Annotated in this window: 18 protein-coding genes; 11 read left to right on the plus strand and 7 right to left on the minus strand. The window is 69.9% G+C overall.

Annotated elements, in window-relative coordinates; genetic code table 11:
- Positions 1–169: 169 nt before the first annotated feature.
- Positions 170–2,074, minus strand: a complete 1,905-nt coding sequence (locus ACFM35_RS09115) for a phosphoenolpyruvate carboxykinase (GTP) (RefSeq protein ID WP_378841198.1) — start codon at positions 2,072–2,074, stop codon at positions 170–172.
- 130 nt (positions 2,075–2,204) lie between these two features.
- Between ACFM35_RS09115 and ACFM35_RS09120 the strand changes: the two genes are divergently transcribed.
- Positions 2,205–3,641 carry a helix-turn-helix domain-containing protein gene (locus ACFM35_RS09120; RefSeq protein WP_378841201.1) on the plus strand — a complete coding sequence of 479 codons (1,437 nt, stop codon included), beginning with the start codon at positions 2,205–2,207 and terminating at the stop codon, positions 3,639–3,641.
- Positions 3,642–3,663: 22 nt separating this feature from the next.
- Here ACFM35_RS09120 and ACFM35_RS09125 read toward each other — a convergent pair whose 3' ends face one another.
- From ACFM35_RS09125 to ACFM35_RS09140, 4 genes are read right to left on the minus strand one after another with little or no spacing between them, the layout of a single operon-like run.
- On the minus strand, positions 3,664–4,656 hold the full coding sequence (locus ACFM35_RS09125) for a DUF8686 domain-containing protein (protein ID WP_378841204.1): 993 nt from the start codon (positions 4,654–4,656) through the stop codon (positions 3,664–3,666).
- A 42-nt stretch (positions 4,657–4,698) separates the two neighbouring features.
- Positions 4,699–5,853, minus strand: a complete 1,155-nt coding sequence (locus ACFM35_RS09130) for a winged helix DNA-binding domain-containing protein (RefSeq protein WP_378841206.1) — start codon at positions 5,851–5,853, stop codon at positions 4,699–4,701.
- Between the two features lie 45 nt (positions 5,854–5,898).
- Positions 5,899–6,198, minus strand: coding sequence for a hypothetical protein (locus tag ACFM35_RS09135; protein WP_378841208.1), 300 nt, complete (start codon positions 6,196–6,198; stop codon positions 5,899–5,901).
- A 59-nt stretch (positions 6,199–6,257) separates the two neighbouring features.
- Positions 6,258–7,730 carry an NAD-dependent succinate-semialdehyde dehydrogenase gene (locus ACFM35_RS09140; protein ID WP_378841211.1) on the minus strand — a complete coding sequence of 491 codons (1,473 nt, stop codon included), beginning with the start codon at positions 7,728–7,730 and terminating at the stop codon, positions 6,258–6,260.
- Between the two features lie 230 nt (positions 7,731–7,960).
- Here ACFM35_RS09140 and ACFM35_RS09145 point away from each other — a divergent pair, with 230 nt between their 5' ends.
- Entirely contained in the window at positions 7,961–8,563 is a 603-nt protein-coding gene (locus ACFM35_RS09145; RefSeq protein ID WP_378841214.1) for an RNase H family protein, read from the plus strand.
- A gap of 203 nt (positions 8,564–8,766) precedes the next feature.
- On the plus strand, positions 8,767–10,419 hold the full coding sequence (locus ACFM35_RS09150; protein ID WP_378841217.1) for a thiamine pyrophosphate-binding protein: 1,653 nt from the start codon (positions 8,767–8,769) through the stop codon (positions 10,417–10,419).
- 30 nt (positions 10,420–10,449) lie between these two features.
- On the opposite strand, the gene ACFM35_RS09155 is transcribed toward ACFM35_RS09150, so the two are convergent.
- A complete protein-coding gene (locus ACFM35_RS09155; RefSeq protein WP_378841219.1) occupies positions 10,450–12,357 on the minus strand; it encodes an FAD-dependent monooxygenase in 1,908 nt (635 codons plus the stop codon).
- Positions 12,358–12,362: 5 nt separating this feature from the next.
- Positions 12,363–13,757, minus strand: a complete 1,395-nt coding sequence (locus ACFM35_RS09160; RefSeq protein ID WP_378841221.1) for an MFS transporter — start codon at positions 13,755–13,757, stop codon at positions 12,363–12,365.
- A gap of 130 nt (positions 13,758–13,887) precedes the next feature.
- Here ACFM35_RS09160 and ACFM35_RS09165 point away from each other — a divergent pair, with 130 nt between their 5' ends.
- The 8 genes from ACFM35_RS09165 (at position 13,888) to ACFM35_RS09200 (ending at position 21,890) form a co-directional block, all read left to right on the plus strand.
- Complete coding sequence (locus ACFM35_RS09165) at positions 13,888–15,381, plus strand: fumarylacetoacetate hydrolase family protein (RefSeq protein WP_378841223.1); 1,494 nt, start codon at positions 13,888–13,890, stop codon at positions 15,379–15,381.
- Entirely contained in the window at positions 15,378–16,061 is a 684-nt protein-coding gene (locus ACFM35_RS09170) for a GntR family transcriptional regulator (protein WP_378841225.1), read from the plus strand. The genes ACFM35_RS09165 and ACFM35_RS09170 overlap by 4 nt, the downstream gene beginning before the upstream one ends.
- A gap of 17 nt (positions 16,062–16,078) precedes the next feature.
- Complete coding sequence (gene hpaE / locus ACFM35_RS09175) at positions 16,079–17,596, plus strand: 5-carboxymethyl-2-hydroxymuconate semialdehyde dehydrogenase (RefSeq protein ID WP_378841227.1); 1,518 nt, start codon at positions 16,079–16,081, stop codon at positions 17,594–17,596.
- Between the two features lie 21 nt (positions 17,597–17,617).
- Entirely contained in the window at positions 17,618–18,778 is a 1,161-nt protein-coding gene (gene hpaD, locus ACFM35_RS09180) for a 3,4-dihydroxyphenylacetate 2,3-dioxygenase (RefSeq protein WP_378841229.1), read from the plus strand.
- A 23-nt stretch (positions 18,779–18,801) separates the two neighbouring features.
- A complete protein-coding gene (locus tag ACFM35_RS09185) occupies positions 18,802–19,587 on the plus strand; it encodes a 2-keto-4-pentenoate hydratase (RefSeq protein ID WP_378841231.1) in 786 nt (261 codons plus the stop codon).
- Entirely contained in the window at positions 19,572–20,396 is an 825-nt protein-coding gene (locus ACFM35_RS09190) for an aldolase/citrate lyase family protein (RefSeq protein ID WP_378841233.1), read from the plus strand. The genes ACFM35_RS09185 and ACFM35_RS09190 overlap by 16 nt, the downstream gene beginning before the upstream one ends.
- Before the next feature lie 74 nt (positions 20,397–20,470).
- On the plus strand, positions 20,471–21,265 hold the full coding sequence (locus ACFM35_RS09195; protein ID WP_378841235.1) for a transglutaminase-like domain-containing protein: 795 nt from the start codon (positions 20,471–20,473) through the stop codon (positions 21,263–21,265).
- 61 nt (positions 21,266–21,326) lie between these two features.
- Positions 21,327–21,890: a hypothetical protein gene (locus ACFM35_RS09200; RefSeq protein WP_378841237.1), complete on the plus strand. Its 564-nt coding sequence runs from the start codon at positions 21,327–21,329 to the stop codon at positions 21,888–21,890.
- Positions 21,891–21,896: the final 6 nt, after the last annotated feature.

A 21,896-nucleotide genomic window follows, 5' to 3' on the forward strand; every position in this document is an offset into this window, starting at 1 on the left:
CGCGGCGCCTTGCCGTTCGCAGGAACCGTCGGGCTGGAGTCGCCCCGGCGGCCACCCGAGGCGGCAACCGTCCCACCTTTCCTGCACATGAACGCGCCCGGGCACGCTCCGGCCGGTGGAACGACGGATGCCGCGACCGAGAGGTCGCGGCATCCGTCGTTCGCCAGCGTCAGGCCCGGGCGACCTTGAGCCGGTAGCGCAGAGCGGCGAGCTCGGACTGGAGGGCCGCAGGGATGCGGCCGTCGAACGTGCCGTAGAACTCCTCGGTGAGGTCGGCTTCGCGCATCCACGAGCCGGCGTCGACGGAGAAGAGCTCGTCGAGGTCGGCCTGCGGCACGTCGATGCCGTCGAGGTTGAGGTCTCCGGTCAGGGGCAGGCGGCCGATCGGGCTGTCCTGCGTGCCGACCCGGCCCTCGACGCGCCGGATGATCCAGTCGATGACGCGCGAGTTGTCACCGAAGCCGGGCCAGAGGAAGCGCCCGTCGGCACCCTTCCGGAACCAGTTGACCTGGAAGATGCGCGGTGCGCGGTCGAAGCGCAGGCTCTGGCCGACCTTGAGCCAGTGACCGAAGTAGTCGGCCATGTTGTAGCCGCAGAAGGGAAGCATCGCGAACGGGTCGCGGCGGAGCTCCCCGACCGTGCCCTCGGCGGCCGCGGTGCGCTCCGACGAGATGTTCGAGCCCATGAAGACGCCGTGCGCCCAGTCGGTGGCCTCGACCACGAGCGGGACGTTCGTCGCTCGGCGACCGCCGAACAGGATGACATCGAGGGGAACGCCCTCGGGGGTGTCCCAGTCGGAGGCGATCTGCGGGCACTGCGCGGCGGCGACGGTGAAGCGGGAGTTGGGGTGGGCGGCCGGGCGACCGGAGTCCGGCGTCCAGTCGTTGCCCTCCCAGTCGACGAGCCGCGGCGGAGCCTCGTCGGTGAGGCCCTCCCACCAGACATCGCCGTCGGGACGGAGAGCGACGTTCGTGAAGATCGTGTTGCCCCAGAGCGTCTCGACCGCGGTGACGTTCGTGGATTCGCCGGTGCCGGGCGCGACGCCGAAGAAGCCTGCCTCGGGGTTGATCGCCCAGAGCCGTCCGTCGTCGCCGGGGCGCAGCCACGCGATGTCGTCGCCGAGCGTCTCGACCCGCCAGCCGGGGATCGTCGGTCGCAGCATCGCGAGGTTCGTCTTGCCGCATGCCGACGGGAAGGCTGCGGCCACGTGGTAGGCCTTGCCCTCGGGGCTGACCACCCGGATGAGCAGCATGTGCTCGGCGAGCCAGCCCTCGTCGCGGCCGATCACAGAGGCGATCCGCAGCGCGAAGCACTTCTTGGCGAGGATCGCATTCCCGCCGTAGCCCGAGCCGTAGGAGTAGACCTCGAGCGTGTCGGGGAAGTGCACGATCCACTTGTCGTCGTTGCACGGCCAGTCGGCGTCCTTCTCGCCCGGGGCCAGCGGCGCACCGACGGTGTGGACCGTCTTCACCCACGGCTTACCGGCCGCGATCTCCTGCGTCACGGCCGAGCCGACGCGCGTCATGATGCCGATCGACGTGACGGCGTAGGGGCTGTCGGTGACCTGCACGCCGATGTGCGAGAGCGGGCCGCCGACGGCACCCATCGAGAAGGGGACGACATACATCGTCCGGCCGCGCATCGAGCCTTCGAACAGCCCGTTCATCTTCGCGCGCATCTCGGTGGGGTGCGCCCAGTTGTTGGTCGGGCCGGCGTCTTCCTCGAGCTCCGAGGCGATGAAGGTGCGGCCTTCCGTGCGAGCGACATCGCTCGGGTGGGACCGCGCGAGGTAGGAACCCGGGCGCCACTCGGGGTTGAGCTTGATGAGCTTCCCCTCGGCGACCATCTCGTGCAGCAGCGCGTCGTTCTCGCCGCGTGAGCCATCGATCCAATGGATGCGAGCGGGCTGCGTCAGCTCCGCGATCTCGTCCACCCAGGCGAACAGCTCATCGAGTGCGCCGCTCGCGACCTGGGGGCGGGCGCCGTAGCCGCGAAGCGACGAGCGGCCGGCGACCGCGCCGCCGATGGCCGTCGGACGGGTGACGGGGCGGGTGAAGATGTCTGCCAATGCCATGGTCTTTCCTTCGTGTCGATCAGCGTGGGTCGATCTCGGATCGGGGCTCACCTCCACTCTGACGCGCAGCATCTGTTCTTATCGAAGATGTCCTCGCTAAGAAATGCGAATCTTTCGATAACATCAAAGAATGGCGCCCACCCCCCTCGAGCTGACCACCCTCGGCCACCGCATCCGACACCAGCGCGTGGCCCACGGCTTCACGCTGGACGAGCTCGGCGAGCGCGTCGGCGTCGCGGGAAGCCAGCTCAGCCTCATCGAGAACGGCAAGCGCGAGCCCAAGCTGTCGCTGCTGCAGGCGATCGCGACCGCGACGGGGGTCGACGTCACCGATCTGCTGTCGTCCGAGCCCCCGAACCGGCGTGCGGCGCTCGAGATCGAGCTCGACCGTGCGCAGAGCGGCACGGTGTTCCGGCAGCTCGGCGTGGCGCCCGTGAAGGTCACGAAGGGCATCAGCGACGAGACGATCGAGTCGATCCTCGGACTGCACCGCGAGCTGCAGCGCCGCGAGCGCGAGACGATCGCGACACCGGAGGAGGCTCGTCGCGCGAACACGGAATTGCGATTGCGGATGCGCGCGCGCAACAACTACCTGCCCGAGATCGAGCGACTCGCCGAGAAGCAGCTCAAGGCCGCCGGACACGGATCAGGAGCCCTCACGCACCGCACCGTGAGCGTCATGGCCGGGCAGCTCGGCTTCGAGTTGATCTATGCCGGCGATCTGCCGCACTCGGCCCGCTCGGTGACCGACCTCGAGAACGGACGCATCTACCTGCCGCCCGCGTCCATCCCCGGCGGACACGGGCTGCGTTCGATGGCGCTGCAGGCCATGGCGCACCGCCTCCTCGGCCACGAACGCCCCACGGACTACGCCGATTTCCTGCAGCAGCGTCTGGAGATCAACTACTACGCGGCCTGCTGCCTCATGCCCGAGACAGCCTCGGTCGCTTTCCTCGATCAGGCCAAGCGCGACCGCGACCTCGCCGTCGAAGACTTCCGCGACGCCTTCGGGGTCACCCACGAGGCGGCCGGCATGCGCATGAGCAACCTCCTCACACAGCACTTCGGCATTCCGCTGCACTTCCTGCGGGTCGACGGATCGGGCGCGATCTCCCGCGTCTACGAGAACGACGACCTCCCCCTGCCGATGGACGTCACCGGCGCCGTCGAGGGGCAGATCGTGTGCCGCCGGTTCCTCGCTCGCTCGGCCTTCGCCGAGCAGAATCGCACGACCGAGCACTACCAGTACACCGACACCCCCGCCGGGACGTTCTGGTGCTCGACCCAGACCGGGACGACGGATGCCGGGGAGTTCTCCATCACCGTCGGGGTGCCGTTCGACGACGCGAAGTGGTTCCGCGGACGCGAGACCCAGAAGCGCGACGTGTCGACCTGCCCGGACGACGCGTGCTGCCGTCGACCCCCGGCGGAGACCGCATCGCGATGGGCGGGCAAGGCGTGGCCGAGCGCGCGCGTGCACATGCACATGTTCTCGCCGCTCCCCCGGGGTGCTTTCCCCGGCGTGGACGACAACGAGGTGTACGCCTTCCTGGACCGGCACGCCTGAGCGGAGCGATCCTCGCCGCGCATCAGGTGTCGGCCGCCGCCGCGTCCCCCTTCGCCGCGTCACCCGCCGCGGTCGGCGCGACGATGGCCGCGGCATCCGCGTCGCCCCTGCCCGCGCGAAGACGGGGCGACCAACGCAGCCACGCGACGACGTAGATGACCAGTCCGGCCACCAGACCGGCGATGACCCACAGGACGACGATGAAGTCGATCCACGAGCCGATCGGCGGAGACCCGGGCAGGAAGTTGCGCAACGGGATCGTCGCGAACAGCATGGCCGCGGTCCAGCTCATCAGCGAGGGCTCGACCTTCCGCCGACCTCGCAGCACCGTGACGGTGACGACGAGCACGAGCACCGCCATCGCGACCATCAGCGAGAGCAGGACGATCCCGAACACGATGGTCGCCCCCGAGCGTGATGCGGTGATGACGAGCGAATCGACGGGGGTGTCGATGCCGTTGACGGTGGCGGTCGCGCCCCGCTTCTCGGGCTCGATCTGGATCGACCAGCCCGGCACCCCGCCCCGCCCCGCGAGGTAGGCGTTCACTGCTTCGATGTCGTCGCCTGTGCCCGACCCGGCCACGATCGTGGTCACCACCGAGTATCGGTCGAAGGGCCAGAGCTCCACGTAGCCGTGCGTGACGAGATCGACGCTCACCGACGAGGTGAGCGTGTGGGCGGGGAACTCGAACAGGCGGGGGCCGTCGTTCTCGGTCACCACCAGGGTCACCGGCTCCGACAGCCTTCCGTCACCGTCGTCGAGCGGGCCGGGTGAGGTCAGATCGATCGTCATGCCGAACCTGTTGCCCGCGGCGGAGACGGACTGCGGCTGCAGTGTCAGGCCGATGCCGTCGTCGGGGACCTCGCTGGGCAGGCCGTCGGTGGCGGGACGACTCGTGACGACGTAGAGCAGCACAACCGCCACATAGAGAACGACGAAGCCCGCGACCAGCCCGATCACGAGCCAGGGCGCCCGTCGACCCCGCGGCGGGTCGTCTGCGCGGCTGCTCGACACGTGGCCAGTGTGGCACGGGATGCTCAGCCCTGCGGACGCCCATCACGCAGCGAGGAAGCGGGCGTACCTCGACAGCGCTGCCGCGACGTCGTCCGCCGGGGCGCCGCCGGCCGCGAAGAGCTCGGGCACCGGCTCGTCGCGGAGCCGCCCGACCGCCCGGGAATGCGTCCAGACCCCGACGATCTCGCCGTCGGCGACGAGGATCGGCCGTACCATCCCGTTCCTGCCCGGCCCGATGCGCGGGAGCGCCTCGCGTGCGCACGGGACCGTCCGGTCGGCGTAGGGAAGGTAGTACTCGTCGAAGGCGGGCAGCGCGAGCACACGGGGAGCCCGTCCGGTCCGTCGGGCAGCGGGCGCGGCCGCGAGGTAGACGGGCTCCGCGACGGCGGTGGGTGTCCGCCCCTCGTCGAGGCCATCCGCCGGTGGCGCGGCGTCCACGATACGAAGACGATCGGATGCCGCCTCCGCCGCCGCGCGGGCGACCCCGAGGGGCAGCCCGGCCCACCACGCGAAGTCGCGCGGGCCCGCCGGACCGTGCGACGCGACGTAGCGGACGAACATCTCCGCGAGGGGATCGGCCGGGGACGCGGCATCCGTCGCCCATTCGTCGGTGCGCACGATGAACTGCTCGCGCGTCGGACCGTCGCTCCGCGCGACGACGGGCCCCTGGCAGACCACCCCGCGCACCGACAGTGCGACCAGGACGTGGTAGCCGCGCTGACCCCGCGTCGAGATCCCCGCCTGCTCGAGGACGGCGAAGAGCTCGTCGCGCGTGAGGCGGTTGCCACCGGCGAGCGCGGCCATCGTCGCGGTCTCGGCCCGCGCGATCTCCGCCTCGTCGATCCCCTCGGCGCGATGGACGCCGGCCGCCGTCCGCAGTTGGCGCTCTCCGGTGAGAGCCAGCACCCAGGACAGATCCCGGGTCGGGATGACGTGGATGGTGCCGCGCATCGTCCACGAGCGCACGAGCTCGCCCCGGTCGAACGCGGCGTCGACGTCGCTGACCGTGGGGTCGCCCCGGGTGCGCACGGCCAGAGCCCAGCGGGCGCCGGCGAAATCCTGCGCCTGGACCGCCAGCATGTGCGCGCCGACGTCGGCGAGCGTCGCCGCAGGGGCGGAGAGGCGGTGCGAGCGGAGCCTCTCAGCCCGAGCGACGGCGACGTCCATGCGACCCATCATGGCGAGGGGTACCGACACGGCACGCGCCCGTCCCCTCCTGCCGCCGACCGCGAGCGGCGCGGATCAGGCGAAGTCGTCGACGAAGCGCACGTTGTATTCGGCCACCCGCTGAGGGACCCCGGCGAAGACGGCGGCACGCGCGTCGGACTCCATGTAGGTGGCCTCGAGCGCGAGGAATGCGTCCTGGTCGCCGGGCGCGCTGACCGCCCACACGAACTCGTTCGTCTCGCGCAGCCCGTACGCGAACTCGATCGCGAAGCCCGCCTCGGGCCGCACCCGGGGCATGCTCCCCTGCCACCAGAAGAGGAAGGCGTCGTATTCGCCGTCGACGAGCGTGTATCTGCGCAACTGGATGGTCTTCATCCGCCCAGCCTGGCACGGATGGACGGATGCGGAACGCGCTCGGACGCGGCCGGTGCGCCCTACCCGAACGGGTTGGGGGTGAGCGTGTACTTGGTCTGCATGTACTCGTGGATGCCCTCGGCGCCGCCTTCGCGCCCGAGGCCCGACATCTTCCAGCCGCCGAACGGAGCCGCCGCGTTCGAGACGACACCCACGTTCAGGCCCATCATCCCGGTCTCGAGACGCTCGATCATGCGCTGACCGCGGGCCAGGCTCTCGGTGTAGACGTAGGAGACCAGTCCGTACTCGGTGTCGTTGGCGAGTCGCACGGCGTCGTCCTCATCGTCGAAGGTGACGATCGCAAGCACCGGGCCGAAGATCTCCTCGCGGAGGATGTCGCTCCCCTCCTGCACCCCCGACACCACGGTGGGCTCGTAGAACGTGCCGTCACGCTCGATCGCGTGCCCGCCCGTGCGCACGGTCGCGCCGCGGGAGACGGCATCCGCCACCAGCTGCTCGGCCTTCGCGACCGCACGGTCATCGATCAGCGGGCCGATCGTGACGCCCTCTTCGGTGCCGCGGCCGATCTTCATGGCCTTCACCCTGTCGGTGACGCGCTGGGCGAACTCATCGGCGACCGACGAGTGCACGATGAACCGGTTCGCGGCCGTGCAGGCCTGGCCGATGTTGCGGAACTTCGCCGCGATCGCACCCTCGACGGCCTTGTCGAGGTCGGCGTCGTCGAAGATGACGAACGGGGCGTTGCCGCCGAGTTCCATGGAGGTGCGCAGCACGCCACCCGCGGCCTGCTCGAGCAGCTTCACGCCGACGGGGGTCGAGCCGGTGAACGAGAGCTTGCGCAGGCGCGGGTCGCGGATGATCGGCTCGGACACCGCGCCCGACGTCGATGTGGTGATGACATTGACGACGCCCTTCGGAAGGCCGGCGTCTTCGAGCAGCTTCACGAAGAACAGCGTGGTCAGCGGTGTCAGCTCGGCGGGCTTGATGACGACCGTGCAGCCGGCGGCGAGCGCCGGGGCGATCTTGCGGGTGGCCATCGCGAGCGGGAAGTTCCAGGGGGTGATCAGGAAGCACGGGCCGACCGGATGCTGCGACACGATCATGCGACCCGTGCCCTCGGGGTTCGCGCCGTAGCGCCCCTGGATGCGGGGCGTCTCTTCGCTGAACCACCGCACGAACTCGCCGCCGTAGACGACCTCCCCGCGCGCCTCCGCGAGCGGCTTGCCCATCTCGAGGGTCATGAGCAGAGCGAAGTCCTCCTTGCGCTCCTGCAGGAGGTCGAACGCCCGGCGGAGCAGCTCGGCGCGCTGCCGCAGGGGGGTGGCGGCCCATCCGGGGAACGCCGCATCGGCGGCGGCCAGCGCGGCCATGCCGTCGGCCGGCGAGGCCGACGCGATCTCCTTGATCACCGCGCCGGTCGAGGGGTCGTACACCTTGAGCGTCTTGCCGCCCTCGGCCGCGCGCCACTCGCCGTCGATGAAGAGCCCGTCGGGCACGTCGGCCAGCAGCGGGGTTTCGCGGTTCTCACTCATGGGGACTCCCTCGTCGCACGACGGGATGCTGCAGCCCGCAGCATCCGCTCTGTGCATCGTATACGATCCAGCGTTTTCGCTCCTCCTATTCTGGGGAGGTGGGAACGGCCTCGCGCTCGCCGCGACGGCGAGTGACACGATGTGGATGGGCCACGACGTACACGCTGCGGTCGGGCCGATGGCACCGCCGGGATCGGCGAGGATGGAAGTCCCTCGACCTCAGGAGACACGTGACGATCACCGCTGCCGCAGACGGATCCGCCCTCGGCAACCCCGGACCTGCAGGCTGGGCCTGGTATGTCGACGACAGCGCGTGGGCGGCCGGCGGCTGGGCGCACGGCACGAACAACATCGGCGAGCTCACGGCGGTGCTGGAGCTGTTCCGCGCCACCGCCCATGTCGACGACGACCTGCTGATCCTCTGCGACAGCCAGTACGTCATCAGATCGATCACCACGTGGATGCCGGGTTGGAAGAAGCGCGGCTGGCGGAAGGGCGACGGCAAGCCGGTGCTCAACCTCGAGCTGATGCAGGCGCTCGACGCCGCCATCGCCGGCCGGCGCTATCGGTTCGAATGGGTGAAGGGGCACGCGGGTCACCCGCTGAACGGGGCCGCCGACGTGCGCGCCCGCGGTGCCGCCGAGGCCTACCAACGCGGCACCCCCGTGCAGAGCGGACCGGGATACCCGGGTGCGGTGACCGCTGGCGCCGCGGACCGGCGGGGGGTCTCGGCCGGTACGGCCGAGGAGGCCGACGCCGACCCGACCTCGCGGAACCCCGCCCGTTCCGCCGCCCCTGCGGCAGGACCCGCCCCCACCCTCTTCGACTTCTGACCCTCGCGGGCCCACCCGACGACGGCGGGAACGGACGCGAAGAGGGCGGGAGGCGCGGGACGGGACGCACCGCCGTAGGATGAACGCGTCCGGTGCGTGAGATCACCGGTGCCCGCAAAAGGGGCACGCAGCCACCCTCGACGTCGGGGCGCGCGAGACACATACGGGAATCAGCATCCGTCACCGTCTCGAAAGGCTCCGTCATGCCCACCGTCTCCGCGCACGTCGCCGTCACCCTCGCCCAGCACGTCCATCACGTGTTCGGCCTCATGGGCAACGGCAACGCCTACTTCATCGACGCCCTCGAAACCCAGACCGATGCCGAGTACGTCGCGATGCGCCACGAGGCCGGCACGGTCGTGGCCGCCGACGCGCACTACCGCGCCTCGGGCCGCCTGGCCGCGGCGACCTCGACCTACGGCGCAGGCTTCACCAACACGCTCACCGCCCTCGCCGAAGCCGTTCAGGCGCACGTGCCGCTCGTGCTGGTCGTCGGAGATGAGCCCACGTCGGGTCCTCGGCCCTGGGACGTCGATCAGATCGCCCTCGCGTCAGCCGTCGGTGCGCGCACCTACACGGTGGGACGGACGGATGCCGCGGCCACGACCGTCATCGCCATCGAGCACGCCCTCACCTATCGGGTGCCCACCGTGCTCGCGATCCCGTACGACGTCGCCGCCCTCGAGGCGGGCCCGGTCCTGCCCTCCCCGGCGCCTCGACTGCCCCGGCCCCTTCCGGTGACGGGATCGTTCGCGGAACGCGCCGTGGCGGACCTCGCCGACACCCTCGCCCACGCCGAACGGCCGGTGCTGCTGGCCGGCCGTGGGGCGTGGCTGGCCGGCGCACGTGAGGCTCTCGGCGCACTGGCTGACGCGACCGGCGCACTCACCGCGACCACGGCGCTCGGGCGTGGCGTGTTCCCCGACCCCCGCTACGACCTGGGCGTGACCGGCGGTTTCGGCGCTCACGGCGCGATGGAGCGCATCCGCGAAGCCGATGTGGCGGTCGTGTTCGGCGCATCGCTGAACCAGTTCACGATGCGGTTCGGCGACCTCTTCGCCCCCGGTACGCGGGTCGTGCAAGTCGACATCGCGCCCACGGCGACGCACCCGCACGTCGGCGGCTACGTGCGCGGAGACGCGCGGGTCATCGCGGGTGTGCTCGTCGAACAGCTGCGCGCCGGCGGGGCGACGGCGAGCGGATGGCGCGAGTCGGTCGACGTCGCGTCTGCCCTGCGCCGCGACCACGGCGACGGGCTGGCCCCCGATGGACGACTCGACCCACGGTCGGCCGCAGTGCGGATCGGTGAGCTGCTGCCCGACGATCGCGTGGTCGTCTCGGACGGCGGCCACTTCATCGGCTGGGCGAACATGTACTGGCCCGTCGCCTCCCCCGATCGCATGATGATGATCGGCACCGCGTTCCAGTCCATAGGCCTCGGCTGGCCGAGCGTCGCCGGGGCCGCGGCCGCCCAACCCGAGGCGACCATCGTCCTGACCACCGGCGACGGCGGCGGACTGATGGCGCTCGCCGACCTCGAGAGCGCCGTCCGTGTGGCGGGCGGCCGCGGCGTGGCGGTCGTCTGGAACGATGCCGCCTACGGCGCCGAGGTCAACCTCTACGGACTCAAAGGCCTGGCCGAGGAACCGATGCGCATCCCCGAGGTCGATTTCGCCGGTCTCGCCCGAGCGGTCGGTGCCGAGGGTGTCGTGGTGCGCTCGCTCGCCGACCTCGACCGCCTCGCCGAATGGACGACGCAGGATGCGGCATCCCGCCCCTTCCTGCTGCTGGATCTGCGCATCTCGGGCACGGTGATCGCGCCGTACCAGGAGGAGATCATCCGCGTGAACTCCTGAGGACCGGCCGGAGGCGATCGCGGCGCGCAGTCAGGCTTCGACGGTTGCGCGCTGCGGCAGCAGGATCCCCTCGAAGAAGGCTTCGAGCTCGGCTGTCGCGGTCAACGGGAGCACGTGGGCGACGTACTGGTCGGGGCGGACCACCACGACCACGCCGTCACGCGACAGGCCGCGCTCTGCGAAGATGTCGCTCGGATTCCACCGGTTGATGCCGGCGGCGAAGACCTTCTCCCAGTCCGGCAGGCCGAGCGCGCCCGTGCGCGGTCGGAACACCGCGGGCACGGCGGTCGCGTCAATGGCCTCGTAACCCTGCTGGTAGATCACCTTCACGTCGAAGACGGCGTCGGCATCGGCCCCCGCCGGCGTGAACCGGGCGACCGGCGACTCCTCCGAGTCCATCCACGCCGCCCACGTCGCGAGCGCCGAGGAAGCACTCAGCCCCTCCGCGTCGGCGAACGCATAGATGCGCCAGCGACCGTCGGCCTTCGCGTGGTGACCGAGGTGCACGACGTTGCCGTCGGCGACGAGCGAGACCGGCGACGACTTGAAGCGCTTGCCGAGCGGGAACCCGGACGCGAGCTCCTGCCGGGCGCCGTCCGCGATGATCGCCGACGGGCCGTACTGCGTCATGAAGCCCGAGGGGAATTCGGCCGTGGCGAGGTAGTAGGTCGCGAGGCTCTCCGGGTCGGAGATCTCCTCGGGCTTCCGTGCCATCAGCGACGACCACTCCTTGTCGAAGTCGATGAGCTGCTGCGCCACCGGCTGGCGCTCGGCGCTGTACGACGCGAGCAGACTCTCCGAGCTCAGGCCGGCGAGCACGCTCCCGAGCTTCCAACCCAGGTTGAAGCCGTCCTGCATCGACACGTTCATGCCCTGGCCCGCTTTCGCACTGTGGGTGTGGCAGGCGTCGCCGGTGAGGAACACCCGCGGGCTGCGGTCCAGGCCCTCGGGCACATCGTCGAACTTGTCGGTGATGCGATGCCCGACCTCGTAGACGCTGTGCCATGCGACGCTCTTCACGTCGATCGTGTACGGCTGCAGGATCTCGTTGGCCCGGCGGATGATCTCGTCGATCGGAGTCTGGCGCACCTGGTGGTTGTCGTCGTCCGCCACTTCGCCGAGGTCGATGTACATACGGCTGAGGTAGCCGCCCTCCCGCGGGATGTGCAGGATGTTGCCCGCCTCCGAATTGATCGCGCACTTGATGCGCCAGTCCGGGAAGTCGGTGTCGACCAGCACGTCCATCACTCCCCAGGCGTGCGCCGAGCTGCCCCCGAGGTGTGTGCGGCCGATCGCCTCGCGCACTCCGCTGCGCGCGCCGTCGCAGCCGACGACGTACCTGGCATGCACGGTCCGCTCCTGCCCCGCGCGCTCGCCGGCGGTGTGACGCAGCCGCACCTCGACGGGGTACTCCCCGCGGTCGCGCACGGTGAGGCCGACGAACTCGACGCCGTAGTCCGGCACGATACGCCCGGGGCCGTGCGCCGCCGCCTCGGCGAAGTAGTCCAGCACCCGCGCCTGGTTCACGATGAGGTGCGGGTACTCGCTGATGTCGTACGCGTAATCCGCGGTGCGCGAGCGCCGGACGATCCGCCGAGGGTTCTCCGGGTCGGGCCCCCAGAAGTTCATCCACCCGATGTTGTAAGCCTCGGCGACGATGCGCTCGGCGAAGCCGAACGCCTGGAACGTCTCGACGCTGCGCGGCTGGATGCCGTCGGCCTGCCCGAGCACGAGCCGCCCGTCCCTCTTCTCGATCAGCCGGGTCGAGACGTCCGGGAACTGGGCCAGTTGCGCGGCGAGCAGCATTCCCGCCGGTCCCGATCCGACGATGAGCACGTCGATCTCGTCGGGCAGATCCGCTGGCCGGTCGATCCCGGTGCCCGCGGGGGCGCTCACCCGCGGGTCACCCGAGACGTAGCCGTGGTGGTGGAACTGCATCGCGCTCAGACCTTCGACAGACCGTAGATCGGGCTCACCGACTGCTCCGCCTCGTGATCGAGGCCGAGCGGGATGCCGGACCGGTCGCGAAGGAGGAGCGTGGCGATGAGGCCGATGACCGTCATGCCGGCGAGGTACCACGTGACCGACATCGTCGTCCCCGTGGCCTGCACCAGAGCGGTCGCGATGGTCGGGGCGAAAGCGCCGCCGAGGATGGCGCCGATCGCGTAGGAGATCGACACCCCCGAGAAGCGGATCGACGCCGGGAAGAGCTCGGAGTAGAGCGCCGCCTGCGGGCCGTACGTGAAGCCGAGGCCGATCGTGAGGATCGCGAGCCCGAGGAACAGCAGCCCGATGTCGCCGGTGTTCACGAGCGGGAACAGGGTGAACACACCGACCAGCTGCAGGATCCACCCGATGACATAGGTCGTGCGGCGGCCGATGCGGTCCGAGATCCATCCGGCGAAGAACGTCGACAGCAACCAGGTGACGGCCGAACCCGCGACCGCCCACAGCACGGGCCCGCGCTCGAGGGCGAGGGGCCCGTCGGGGTTGGTCGCGTAGCCCTGGATGTAGCCGCCGGTGGTCATGTAGCCCACCGCATTGTTGCCGGCGAAGACGAGGGCGGCGATGAGGACCAGCAGCGCATGCTTGCGGAACAGCTGCACGATGGGCATCTGCGCCTTCTCCTTGCGCTCGGCGAGCTCGGCGAACACCGGGCTCTCCTCGACGCGACGGCGCACGTACCACCCGATGAGGATCAGCACGACCGACAGCAGGAACGGCACGCGCCAGCCCCACTGCACGAAGGCGTCGCCGGGGGCGATCATCGCCATGAGGGCCATGACTCCCGAGGCGAGCAGCAGACCCAGGGGCACGCCGATCTGCGGCGAAGCGCCGAACGCCCCGCGCCGCGACTTGGGGGCGTGCTCGACGGCCATGAGCACCGCACCGCCCCACTCTCCGCCGGCGGACAGGCCCTGGAGGATGCGGAGCACGACGAGGAGGATCGGCGCGGCGATCCCGATCGCGTCGTAGGTCGGAAGGAAGCCGATGAGTGCCGTGGCCAACCCCATCAGGATCAGCGTCCACATCAGCACGACCTTGCGGCCGTACTTGTCGCCGAAGTGGCCGGCCAGGAATGCGCCGAGGGGGCGGAAGAGGAAGCTCACGCCGACGGTCGCGAAGGCGATGATCGCGCTGTTCGCCCCGAGCGGGGCGAAGAACAGCTGCCCGAACACCAGGCCGACGGCCGTGGCGTAGATGAAGAAGTCGTACCACTCGACGGTGGTGCCGACGACGGTGGCGAACACGACGCGACGCCGATCGGTGGTCGAGGCGATCGTGCCGGTCGGGGTGAACCCGGAGGGTGCGGGCGGACGGGATGCGGGGGCGGACATCGTGGTGACTCCTTCGTCGGTGGTGCAGCGCTGCTGCGGACTTCGCTGTCACGGTGCAGCCGGGTCGACGGTTGCTCCGATAACGAGGATCATATACGATCTGAGATACGACGCAAGGGCGAGGGAGCTCATGACCGACACGACGACACCGGCACCGGATGCCGCGGCCGCCCGCTTCTCGGGACTGCCGATGCGCCCCGGCAAGATCATCGCGGTGCACCTCAGCTACACGTCGCGCGCCGATCAGCGCGGCCGCCGGCCCGCCGATCCGTCGTACTTCTTCAAGCCGTCGAGCTCGGTCGCAGCATCCGGCGCCGTCATCGAACGCCCCGCGGGCACCGAGCTGCTCGCCTTCGAGGGCGAGATCGCGCTCGTGATCGGGCGCCCGGCGCGCCACGTCAACGTCGAGGACGCGTGGTCGCACGTGGGATGGGTCACGGCCGCGAACGACTTCGGTCTCTACGACCTGCGCGCGAACGACAAGGGATCGAACGTCCGCTCCAAGGGCGGCGACGGATACACGCCGGTCGGTCCCGCCCTGCTCGAGGCGCGAACGATCCACCCGGCCGCACTGCGCCTGCGTACGTGGGTGAACGGCGCCCTCGTGCAGGACGACACGACCGCCGGGCTCCTCTTCCCGCTCGCACAGATCGTGGCCGACCTGTCGCAGCACTTCACTCTCGAGTACGGAGATGTGATCCTCACGGGCACACCCGCCGGGTCGTCCGTGGTCGTTCCCGGCGACCGCGTCGAGGTCGAGGTCGACGTGCCGGGTGGCCCCTCGACGGGGCGACTCCTGACCACGGTCGCGCAGGGCGACCGAGCCTTCGACCCCGGTCTCGGCTCCCTCCCCGCCGTCGACGACCTGCAGCGCACCGAGGCCTGGGGCTCGGCCCGGGCCGCGGTCCCGGTCACAGGAGAACCCGCCCTCTCCCCCGCGCTGCGCGCCAAGCTCGAGCGGACCCCGGTGGCCGGGCTGTCGGCGCAGCTGCGCAAACGCGGACTGAACAACGTCACGATCGACGGCGTCCGGCCGATGCACCCGGACGCCAAACTCATCGGCACCGCGAAGACCCTGCGGTTCGTGCCCGGCAGGGAAGACCTCTTCACGTCGCACGGCGGCGGGTACAACGCGCAGAAGCGCGTGTTCGACGCCGTCGACGAGGGCGAGATCATCGTGATCGAAGCGCGCGGCGAGCTCGGCTCGGGCACTCTGGGCGACATCCTCGCGATCCGCGCCCACGCGTGCGGTGCCGCCGGCATCGTCACCGACGGAGGCGTGCGCGACGCCGAGGCCGTCGCCGCCGTGGGCATCCCGGTGTACTCCGGCGGCGCGCACCCCGCCGTCCTCGGCCGCAAGCACGTCCCGTGGGACCACGACGTGACGATCGCATGCGGCGGCACGACCGTGCAGCCGGGCGACATCATCGTCGGCGACCGCGACGGCGTCATCGTGATCCCGCCGGACATGGCCGACGAGGTCGCCGACGCGACCCTCGCGCAGGAGCACGAGGACGCCTGGATCGCGCAGCAGGTCGCGGCGGGGCATCCGATCGACGGCCTGTTCCCGATGAACGCGGAGTGGCGAGCGCGCTACGACGCCGCGCAGGCGGTGCGCACGTGACCCCCGTCGACACGCGCAGCAAGTCCCAGCAGGCGTACCAGTGGGTCAAGGAGCGCATCGCCCTGCAGGAGTTCACCCCCGGGTACCGACTCGTCCTCGGCTCCATCGCCGGCGAGCTCGATATGAGCGTCGTGCCCGTGCGCGAGGCGATCCGCCAGCTCGAGGCGGAGGGTCTCGTCACCTTCGAGCGCAACGTCGGGGCACGCGTGTCGATGATCGACGATTCCCAGTACCGCTTCAGCATGCAGTCGCTCAGCATCCTCGAGGGCGCGGCCACCGCGCTGGCTGCCCGCCGACTCACCGCGGACGACGTCCGCCGTGCACGCGAGGTCAACGAACTCATGATCCGCACCCTCGATCACTTCGACCCGCGGTCGTTCACCGGACTGAACCAGCAGTTCCACTCGATCCTCTTCGCGCCCTGCGCGAACCCGCGCATGCTCGAGCTCGTCGACGCCGAGTGGGCGCGCCTCGGCCACCTCCGCGATTCCACCTTCAGCTTCGTCCCCGGCCGGGCGGCCGAGTCGGTGCGCGAGCACGAGACCATCCTGCAGCTGATCGAAGCGGGTGCGCCCCTCGGCGAGATCGAGAAGGTCGCCCGCAGACACCGCTCCGCCACCCTCGACGCGTACATGATCCACGAGCACCCCGACGAGTCGCTCGGGCTCCCGGCTTTCTGACCCCACAGGAGAGAACCATGACCGACACCGCGACCGCACCGACGACGGGGCGCGTGCCCCACGACCTGCCGACACGCATCCAGCACTACATCGACGGCGAATTCGTCGACTCGGAGGACGGCGAGACGTTCGATGTCCTCGACCCGGTCTCGAACCGCACCTATCTGAAGGCGGCCGCCGGCAAGAAGGCCGACATCGACAAAGCCGTCGCCGCCGCCCGACGCGCCTTCATCGACGGCCCATGGCCTCGGATGCTCCCCCGTGAGCGGTCCCGCATCCTGCACCGCATCGCCGACATCGTCGAGTCGCGCGATGCCCGTCTCGCCGAGCTCGAGTCGTTCGATTCGGGCCTGCCGATCACACAGGCGCTCGGTCAGGCGCGGCGCGCCGCCGAGAACTTCCGGTTCTTCGCCGACCTGATCGTCGCTCAGGCCGACGACACCTACAAGGTGCCCGGCCGCCAGATCAACTACGTCAACCGCAAGCCGATCGGCGTGGCGGGTCTGATCACCCCCTGGAACACTCCGTTCATGCTCGAGTCGTGGAAGCTCGGCCCGGCACTCGCGACGGGCAACACCGTCGTGCTGAAGCCGGCGGAGTTCACCCCCCTGTCGGCATCGCTCTGGGCGGGCATCTTCGAGGAAGCAGGCCTCCCCCGCGGCGTCTTCAACCTCGTCAACGGTCTCGGTGAGGACGCCGGCGACGCCCTGGTGAAGCATCCCGACGTCCCGCTGATCTCCTTCACCGGGGAGAGCTCGACGGGGCAGCTGATCTTTGCCAACGCCGCGCCGTTCCTCAAGGGTCTGTCGATGGAACTGGGTGGCAAGTCACCCGCCATCGTCTTCGCCGACGCCGACCTCGACGCCGCGATCGACGCCACGATCTTCGGGGTGTTCTCACTCAACGGAGAGCGCTGCACCGCGGGCTCCCGCATCCTGGTCCAGCGCGACGTCTACGACGAATTCGTGGAGCGCTACGCCGCCCAGGCCGAGCGCGTCGTCGTCGGGTATCCGCACGACCCGGCGACCGAAGTCGGTGCCCTCGTGCATCCCGAGCACTACGACAAGGTGATGAGCTACGTCGAGATCGGCAAGACCGAGGCGCGCCTCGTCGCCGGCGGTGGTCGCCCCGACGGCTTCGACACCGGCAACTTCGTGTCTCCGACCGTGTTCGCCGACGTCGCGCCCGACGCGCGCATCTTCCAGGAGGAGATCTTCGGCCCCGTCGTCGCGATCACCCCCTTCGACACCGACGACGACGCTCTCGCTCTCGCGAACAGCACGAAGTACGGACTCGCCGCCTACGTCTGGACGAACGACCTGAAGCGTGCCCACAACTTCGCGCAGTCGGTCGAGGCGGGCATGGTGTGGCTCAACTCCAATAACGTCCGCGACCTGCGGACCCCGTTCGGGGGGGTGAAGGCCTCCGGTCTCGGACACGAGGGCGGCTATCGCTCCATCGACTTCTACACCGACCAGCAGGCCGTCCACATCACCCTCGGCGAAGTGCACAATCCCACCTTCGGCAAGGCCTGAACCCGTAGCAAGGACGCTGACATGACCCACCTCCACGATCGCACCCTCACCTCGTCCGGGTTCTACGTCTCGCAGGAGACGCCGATCCGCAGTGACGACCCGGTCCCCACGCCCCTGTCCTCGCCGCCGGACATCCTGCGCTGCGCCTACATGGAGCTCGTCGTGACCGACCTCGCCGCGTCGCGGGCGTTCTACGTCGACATCCTCGGGCTCTACGTGACCGAGGAGGACGACACGGCCGTGTATCTCCGGTCGACGGAGGAGTTCATCCACCACAACCTGGTGCTCCGTCAGGGTCCGGTGGCCGCCGTCGCCGCCTTCTCGTACCGGGTGCGCGGCCCGGAAGACCTCGATCTGGCGGTGGCGTTCTACGAAGAGCTTGGATGCCGCGTCGAACGGCGACCCGGCGGGTTCACGAAGGGCATCGGCGATTCCGTCCGCGTCGAGGACCCCCTCGGCTTCCCCTACGAGTTCTTCCACCAGACGGACCACGTCGAACGTATGTCGTGGCGCTACGACCTGCACACGCCGGGCGAACTGGTGCGGCTCGACCACTTCAACCAGGTCACCCCCGACGTGCCCCGCGCCGTCAACTTCATGCAGACGCTCGGCTTCCGGGTGACCGAAGACATCCAGGACGACGAGGGCACCGTGTATGCCGCGTGGATGCGGCGCAAGCCCAGCGTGCATGACACGGCGATGACCGGAGGCGACGGGCCGCGCATGCACCACGTGTGCTTCGCCACCCACGAGAAGCACAACATCCTCGCGATCTGCGACAAGCTCGGGGCCCTCCGCCGCTCCGATGCGATCGAGCGGGGCCCCGGACGCCACGGAGTGAGCAACGCGTTCTACCTGTACCTGCGAGACCCCGATGGCCACCGCGTCGAGATCTACACGCAGGACTACTACACGGGCGACCCGGACAATCCGGTCATCACGTGGGACGTCCACGACAACCAGCGTCGCGACTGGTGGGGCAATCCGGTCGTTCCGTCCTGGTACACCGAGGCATCCCTCGTGCTCGACCTCGACGGCAACCCGCAGCCTGTTGCCGCCCGCACCGACTCGAGCGAGATGGCCGTCACGATCGGCGCCGACGGCTTCTCGTACACGCGCCCGACCGAGAGCTCCATCGCCGGCTCCGTGCCGGGCGAGTACAAGCTCGGCAATCAGCTCTGATCACCGACGAAGAAGGAGACCGGATGCTGCCCCCCGATGTGATCGCCCAGCTCGCCGACGAGCTCGCTGATGCCGACCGCACGCACCGACTGATCCCGCGGATCACCGCGCGCCACCCGGACGCGACGATCGAGGATTCATATGCCATCCAAGGCATCTGGCGCGACAAGAACCTCGCCGCCGGCCGCCGGCTCATCGGACGGAAGATCGGTCTGACGTCGAAGGCGATGCAGCAGGCCACCGGTATCACCGAGCCCGACTACGGCGTGATGTTCGACGACACCGTCTACCGGAACGGGGCCGAGATCCCCGTCGATCTGTTCACCAACGTGCGCATCGAGGTCGAGCTCGCCTTCGTGCTGAAAGAGCCGCTGGCCGGCCCCGGCTGCGCTCTGGAGGACGCCCTCCGCGCGATCGATTACGCCGTGCCCGCGCTCGAGGTGCTCAATTCCCACATCGAGCTCGAGGGCCGGACGATCGTCGACACGATCTCCGACAACGCGGCCTACGGGGGGATGGTGCTCGGCGACGTGCACAGGAGACCCGACGAGATCGATCTGCGATGGGTGCCCGGGGTGCTGTCGCGCAACGGCGAGATCGAAGAGACCGGGGTCGCCGCCGGCGTGCTCGGCCACCCCGCTACCGGGGTCGCCTGGCTCGCCAACAAGTTCCACCAGCACGGCGCGCGGCTCGAGGCCGGCGAGATCATCCTGGCCGGGTCATTCACGAGACCCATGTGGGTCTCTCGCGGCGACGACGTGCTCTGCGACTATGGACCGATGGGACAGATCCGATGCCGCTTCGTCTAGCGCCGACCTTCCGGGACGCTCTGTCCGCGGCATCCGCCCCGCTCGCGGGCATCTGGGTGTGCTCCGGCAGCCCTCTTGTGGCCGAGGTCTGCGCGGGGTCGGGCATGGACTGGACGCTCATCGACATGGAGCACTCCCCGAACGGCCTGGAGTCGGTGCTCGCGCAGCTGCACGCCGTCGCGGGCTACGCCATCACCCCGGTGGTCCGCGTGCCGACCAACGACGTCGTGCTGATCAAGCAGGTGCTCGATCTCGGAGCGCAGAACATCCTCGTGCCGATGGTCTCTTCGGCGGCCGACGCCGCGGCCGCTGTAGCGGCCGTGCGCTATCCGCCCCACGGGGTGCGCGGCGTCGGCAGCGCGCTCGCGCGCTCGGCGCGCTGGAATCGCGTCGAGGGCTACCTCGAGAACGCCGACGCGCACGTCTCGCTCTTCGTGCAGATCGAGACCGCCGCCGGCGTCGAGGCAGCAGCCGCCATCGCCGAGGTCGAGGGCGTCGACGGGATCTTCGTCGGACCGTCCGATCTGGCCGCGTCGATGGGTCTGCTCGGACAGCAGACGCACCCCGACGTGACCGCAGCCGTCCGCCGCGTGTTCGCGGCGGCAGCGGCGACGGGCATTCCGGTGGGGGTGAACGCGTTCGACCCCGTGGTCGCGCGCTCCTACGCGCAGGACGGTGCCCGCTTCCTGCTGGTCGGCGCGGACGTCGCCCTGCTCGCGCGGGGTTCGGAGGCACTCGCGGCGGCGTGGGCGCACGAGGCCGACGGGCCGGGCGACACCACGGTCGCGCCGGGCCGCGCAAGCTACTGAACACGGTCCCGGCGGGCCGCGGCATCCGTCCTCGCCGCGAAAAGCGGCACAGTGATCCATGCCACCATGGAGGCATGAAACGCGAAGTCTCGAGCTCCATCGTCCTTGACGTCACTGCGCCCGCCGAGCTGGTCTTCGCCGTCGCCGTGTCGGGTCACTACACCCCGGTCACCGAGTCGTTCACGGCGGTGCTCGACGGCACCCCCGTCGAGGTCACCGACCTCCCCGACGCGCACGGCACACGCCTGCACACCATCTCTCCGGGCGTCGGCCGCCTCGAGGTGACCTACGCTGCGAACATCCTCGGGCACGGCGACACGCCGATCGGCACGCCGACCGACCTCATCCGGTACACGCGCCCGAGCCGCTACGCGGAATCGGACATGCTCGCCCCGACGGCGTTCGCGGAGTTCCAGGGCGTGCCCGAGAACGAGCTGCTGCAGGCCGTCTCGTCATGGGTCGGCACTCGCCTCTCATACGTCCCGGGGTCGAGCCTGCCCACCGACGGCGCCGTGCGGACGCTGCTCGCCCGCCAGGGCGTCTGCCGCGACTACGCGCACCTCGTCGTCGCGCTCCTGCGCGGACTGAACATCCCCGCCCGACTGGTCGCGGTCTACGCGCCGGGATTGATGCCGATGGACTTCCACGCCGTCGCCGAGGCGTGGATCGACGGCGCGTGGCGTGTCGTCGACGCCACCACACTCGCCCCGCGGTCGACGCTCGTGCGCATCGCCACGGGACGGGATGCCTCGGACTCGGCTTTCCTCACCACCCTGTCGGGCGGCACCCAGCTCGTCGACGTGCAGGTCACCGCCGTCGCGGACTCGCTACCTGACGACAATCTCGACGAGTACGTCACCATCTCGTAGCCGGTCGGTCGCGGGGAGCACGTCTCGCCGCCGTTCCCGAGGCGGTCGGTAGAGTGACAACATGCGCGCATGGCTGATCCGGTTCGTCTCGCTCCTCGTCTTCAACATCGTGGTGCTGCTGCTGATCGGACTGGTGCTCCCGCAGGTGGCCGTGGGCTGGTCGGTCGTGTGGGCGGCCGTCGTGCTCACCGCTGCCTCCCTGTGGATCAAGCCGCTCATCACCACCTGGTTCCGGGGTATGGCCGGCAGGTCGGCGGGTCAGCGCACCAAGATGGGCGAGAAGGTCGTCCAGTTCTTCCTGGTGCTGCTGGTCGCGTACATCATCTGGGTGTTCACGGTTATCTTCTCGGGCGTCAACGTGCACGGCTGGTTCTGGGGCTACGTCATCCCGCCGCTCCTGCTCATGGTCGCCTGGGCGATCTACGACGTGGTCGACGACCGTATCGAGGGGCACGCGGGTCGGCTCTACGACAGGGCCACGAACAGGTCGGCGGATGCCGCGTCCGTCGCCCCCTGGTCAGCGACGGGCGCATCGCCCACCGTGACGCGTGGCGCCCGCCAAGAGGTGCAGGACGGCCTGACGCCCGAACAGCGACGTATGTTCGACGAGCTCGGCAAGAGCTGACGCCCT

The sequence above is a fragment of the Microbacterium songi genome, from assembly GCF_042747925.1.
In the GTDB taxonomy this organism is placed as follows: Bacteria; Actinomycetota; Actinomycetes; order Actinomycetales; family Microbacteriaceae; genus Microbacterium.

Excerpts from the sequence above, each read along its gene's own strand:
- ACFM35_RS09160 (WP_378841221.1), bottom strand. The coding sequence starts at position 13,757 with ATGTCCGCCCCCGCATCCCGTCCGCCCGCACCCTCCGGGTTCACCCCG.
- ACFM35_RS09140 (WP_378841211.1), bottom strand. The coding sequence starts at position 7,730 with ATGAGTGAGAACCGCGAAACCCCGCTGCTGGCCGACGTGCCCGACGGG.
- ACFM35_RS09190 (WP_378841233.1), top strand. The coding sequence starts at position 19,572 with ATGCCGCTTCGTCTAGCGCCGACCTTCCGGGACGCTCTGTCCGCGGCA.
- ACFM35_RS09195 (WP_378841235.1), top strand. The coding sequence starts at position 20,471 with ATGAAACGCGAAGTCTCGAGCTCCATCGTCCTTGACGTCACTGCGCCC.
- ACFM35_RS09120 (WP_378841201.1), top strand. The coding sequence starts at position 2,205 with ATGGCGCCCACCCCCCTCGAGCTGACCACCCTCGGCCACCGCATCCGA.
- hpaE (WP_378841227.1), top strand. The coding sequence starts at position 16,079 with ATGACCGACACCGCGACCGCACCGACGACGGGGCGCGTGCCCCACGAC.
- ACFM35_RS09150 (WP_378841217.1), top strand. The coding sequence starts at position 8,767 with ATGCCCACCGTCTCCGCGCACGTCGCCGTCACCCTCGCCCAGCACGTC.
- ACFM35_RS09185 (WP_378841231.1), top strand. The coding sequence starts at position 18,802 with ATGCTGCCCCCCGATGTGATCGCCCAGCTCGCCGACGAGCTCGCTGAT.
- ACFM35_RS09155 (WP_378841219.1), bottom strand. The coding sequence starts at position 12,357 with ATGCAGTTCCACCACCACGGCTACGTCTCGGGTGACCCGCGGGTGAGC.
- hpaD (WP_378841229.1), top strand. The coding sequence starts at position 17,618 with ATGACCCACCTCCACGATCGCACCCTCACCTCGTCCGGGTTCTACGTC.
- ACFM35_RS09115 (WP_378841198.1), bottom strand. The coding sequence starts at position 2,074 with ATGGCATTGGCAGACATCTTCACCCGCCCCGTCACCCGTCCGACGGCC.
- ACFM35_RS09165 (WP_378841223.1), top strand. The coding sequence starts at position 13,888 with ATGACCGACACGACGACACCGGCACCGGATGCCGCGGCCGCCCGCTTC.
- ACFM35_RS09200 (WP_378841237.1), top strand. The coding sequence starts at position 21,327 with ATGCGCGCATGGCTGATCCGGTTCGTCTCGCTCCTCGTCTTCAACATC.
- ACFM35_RS09135 (WP_378841208.1), bottom strand. The coding sequence starts at position 6,198 with ATGAAGACCATCCAGTTGCGCAGATACACGCTCGTCGACGGCGAATAC.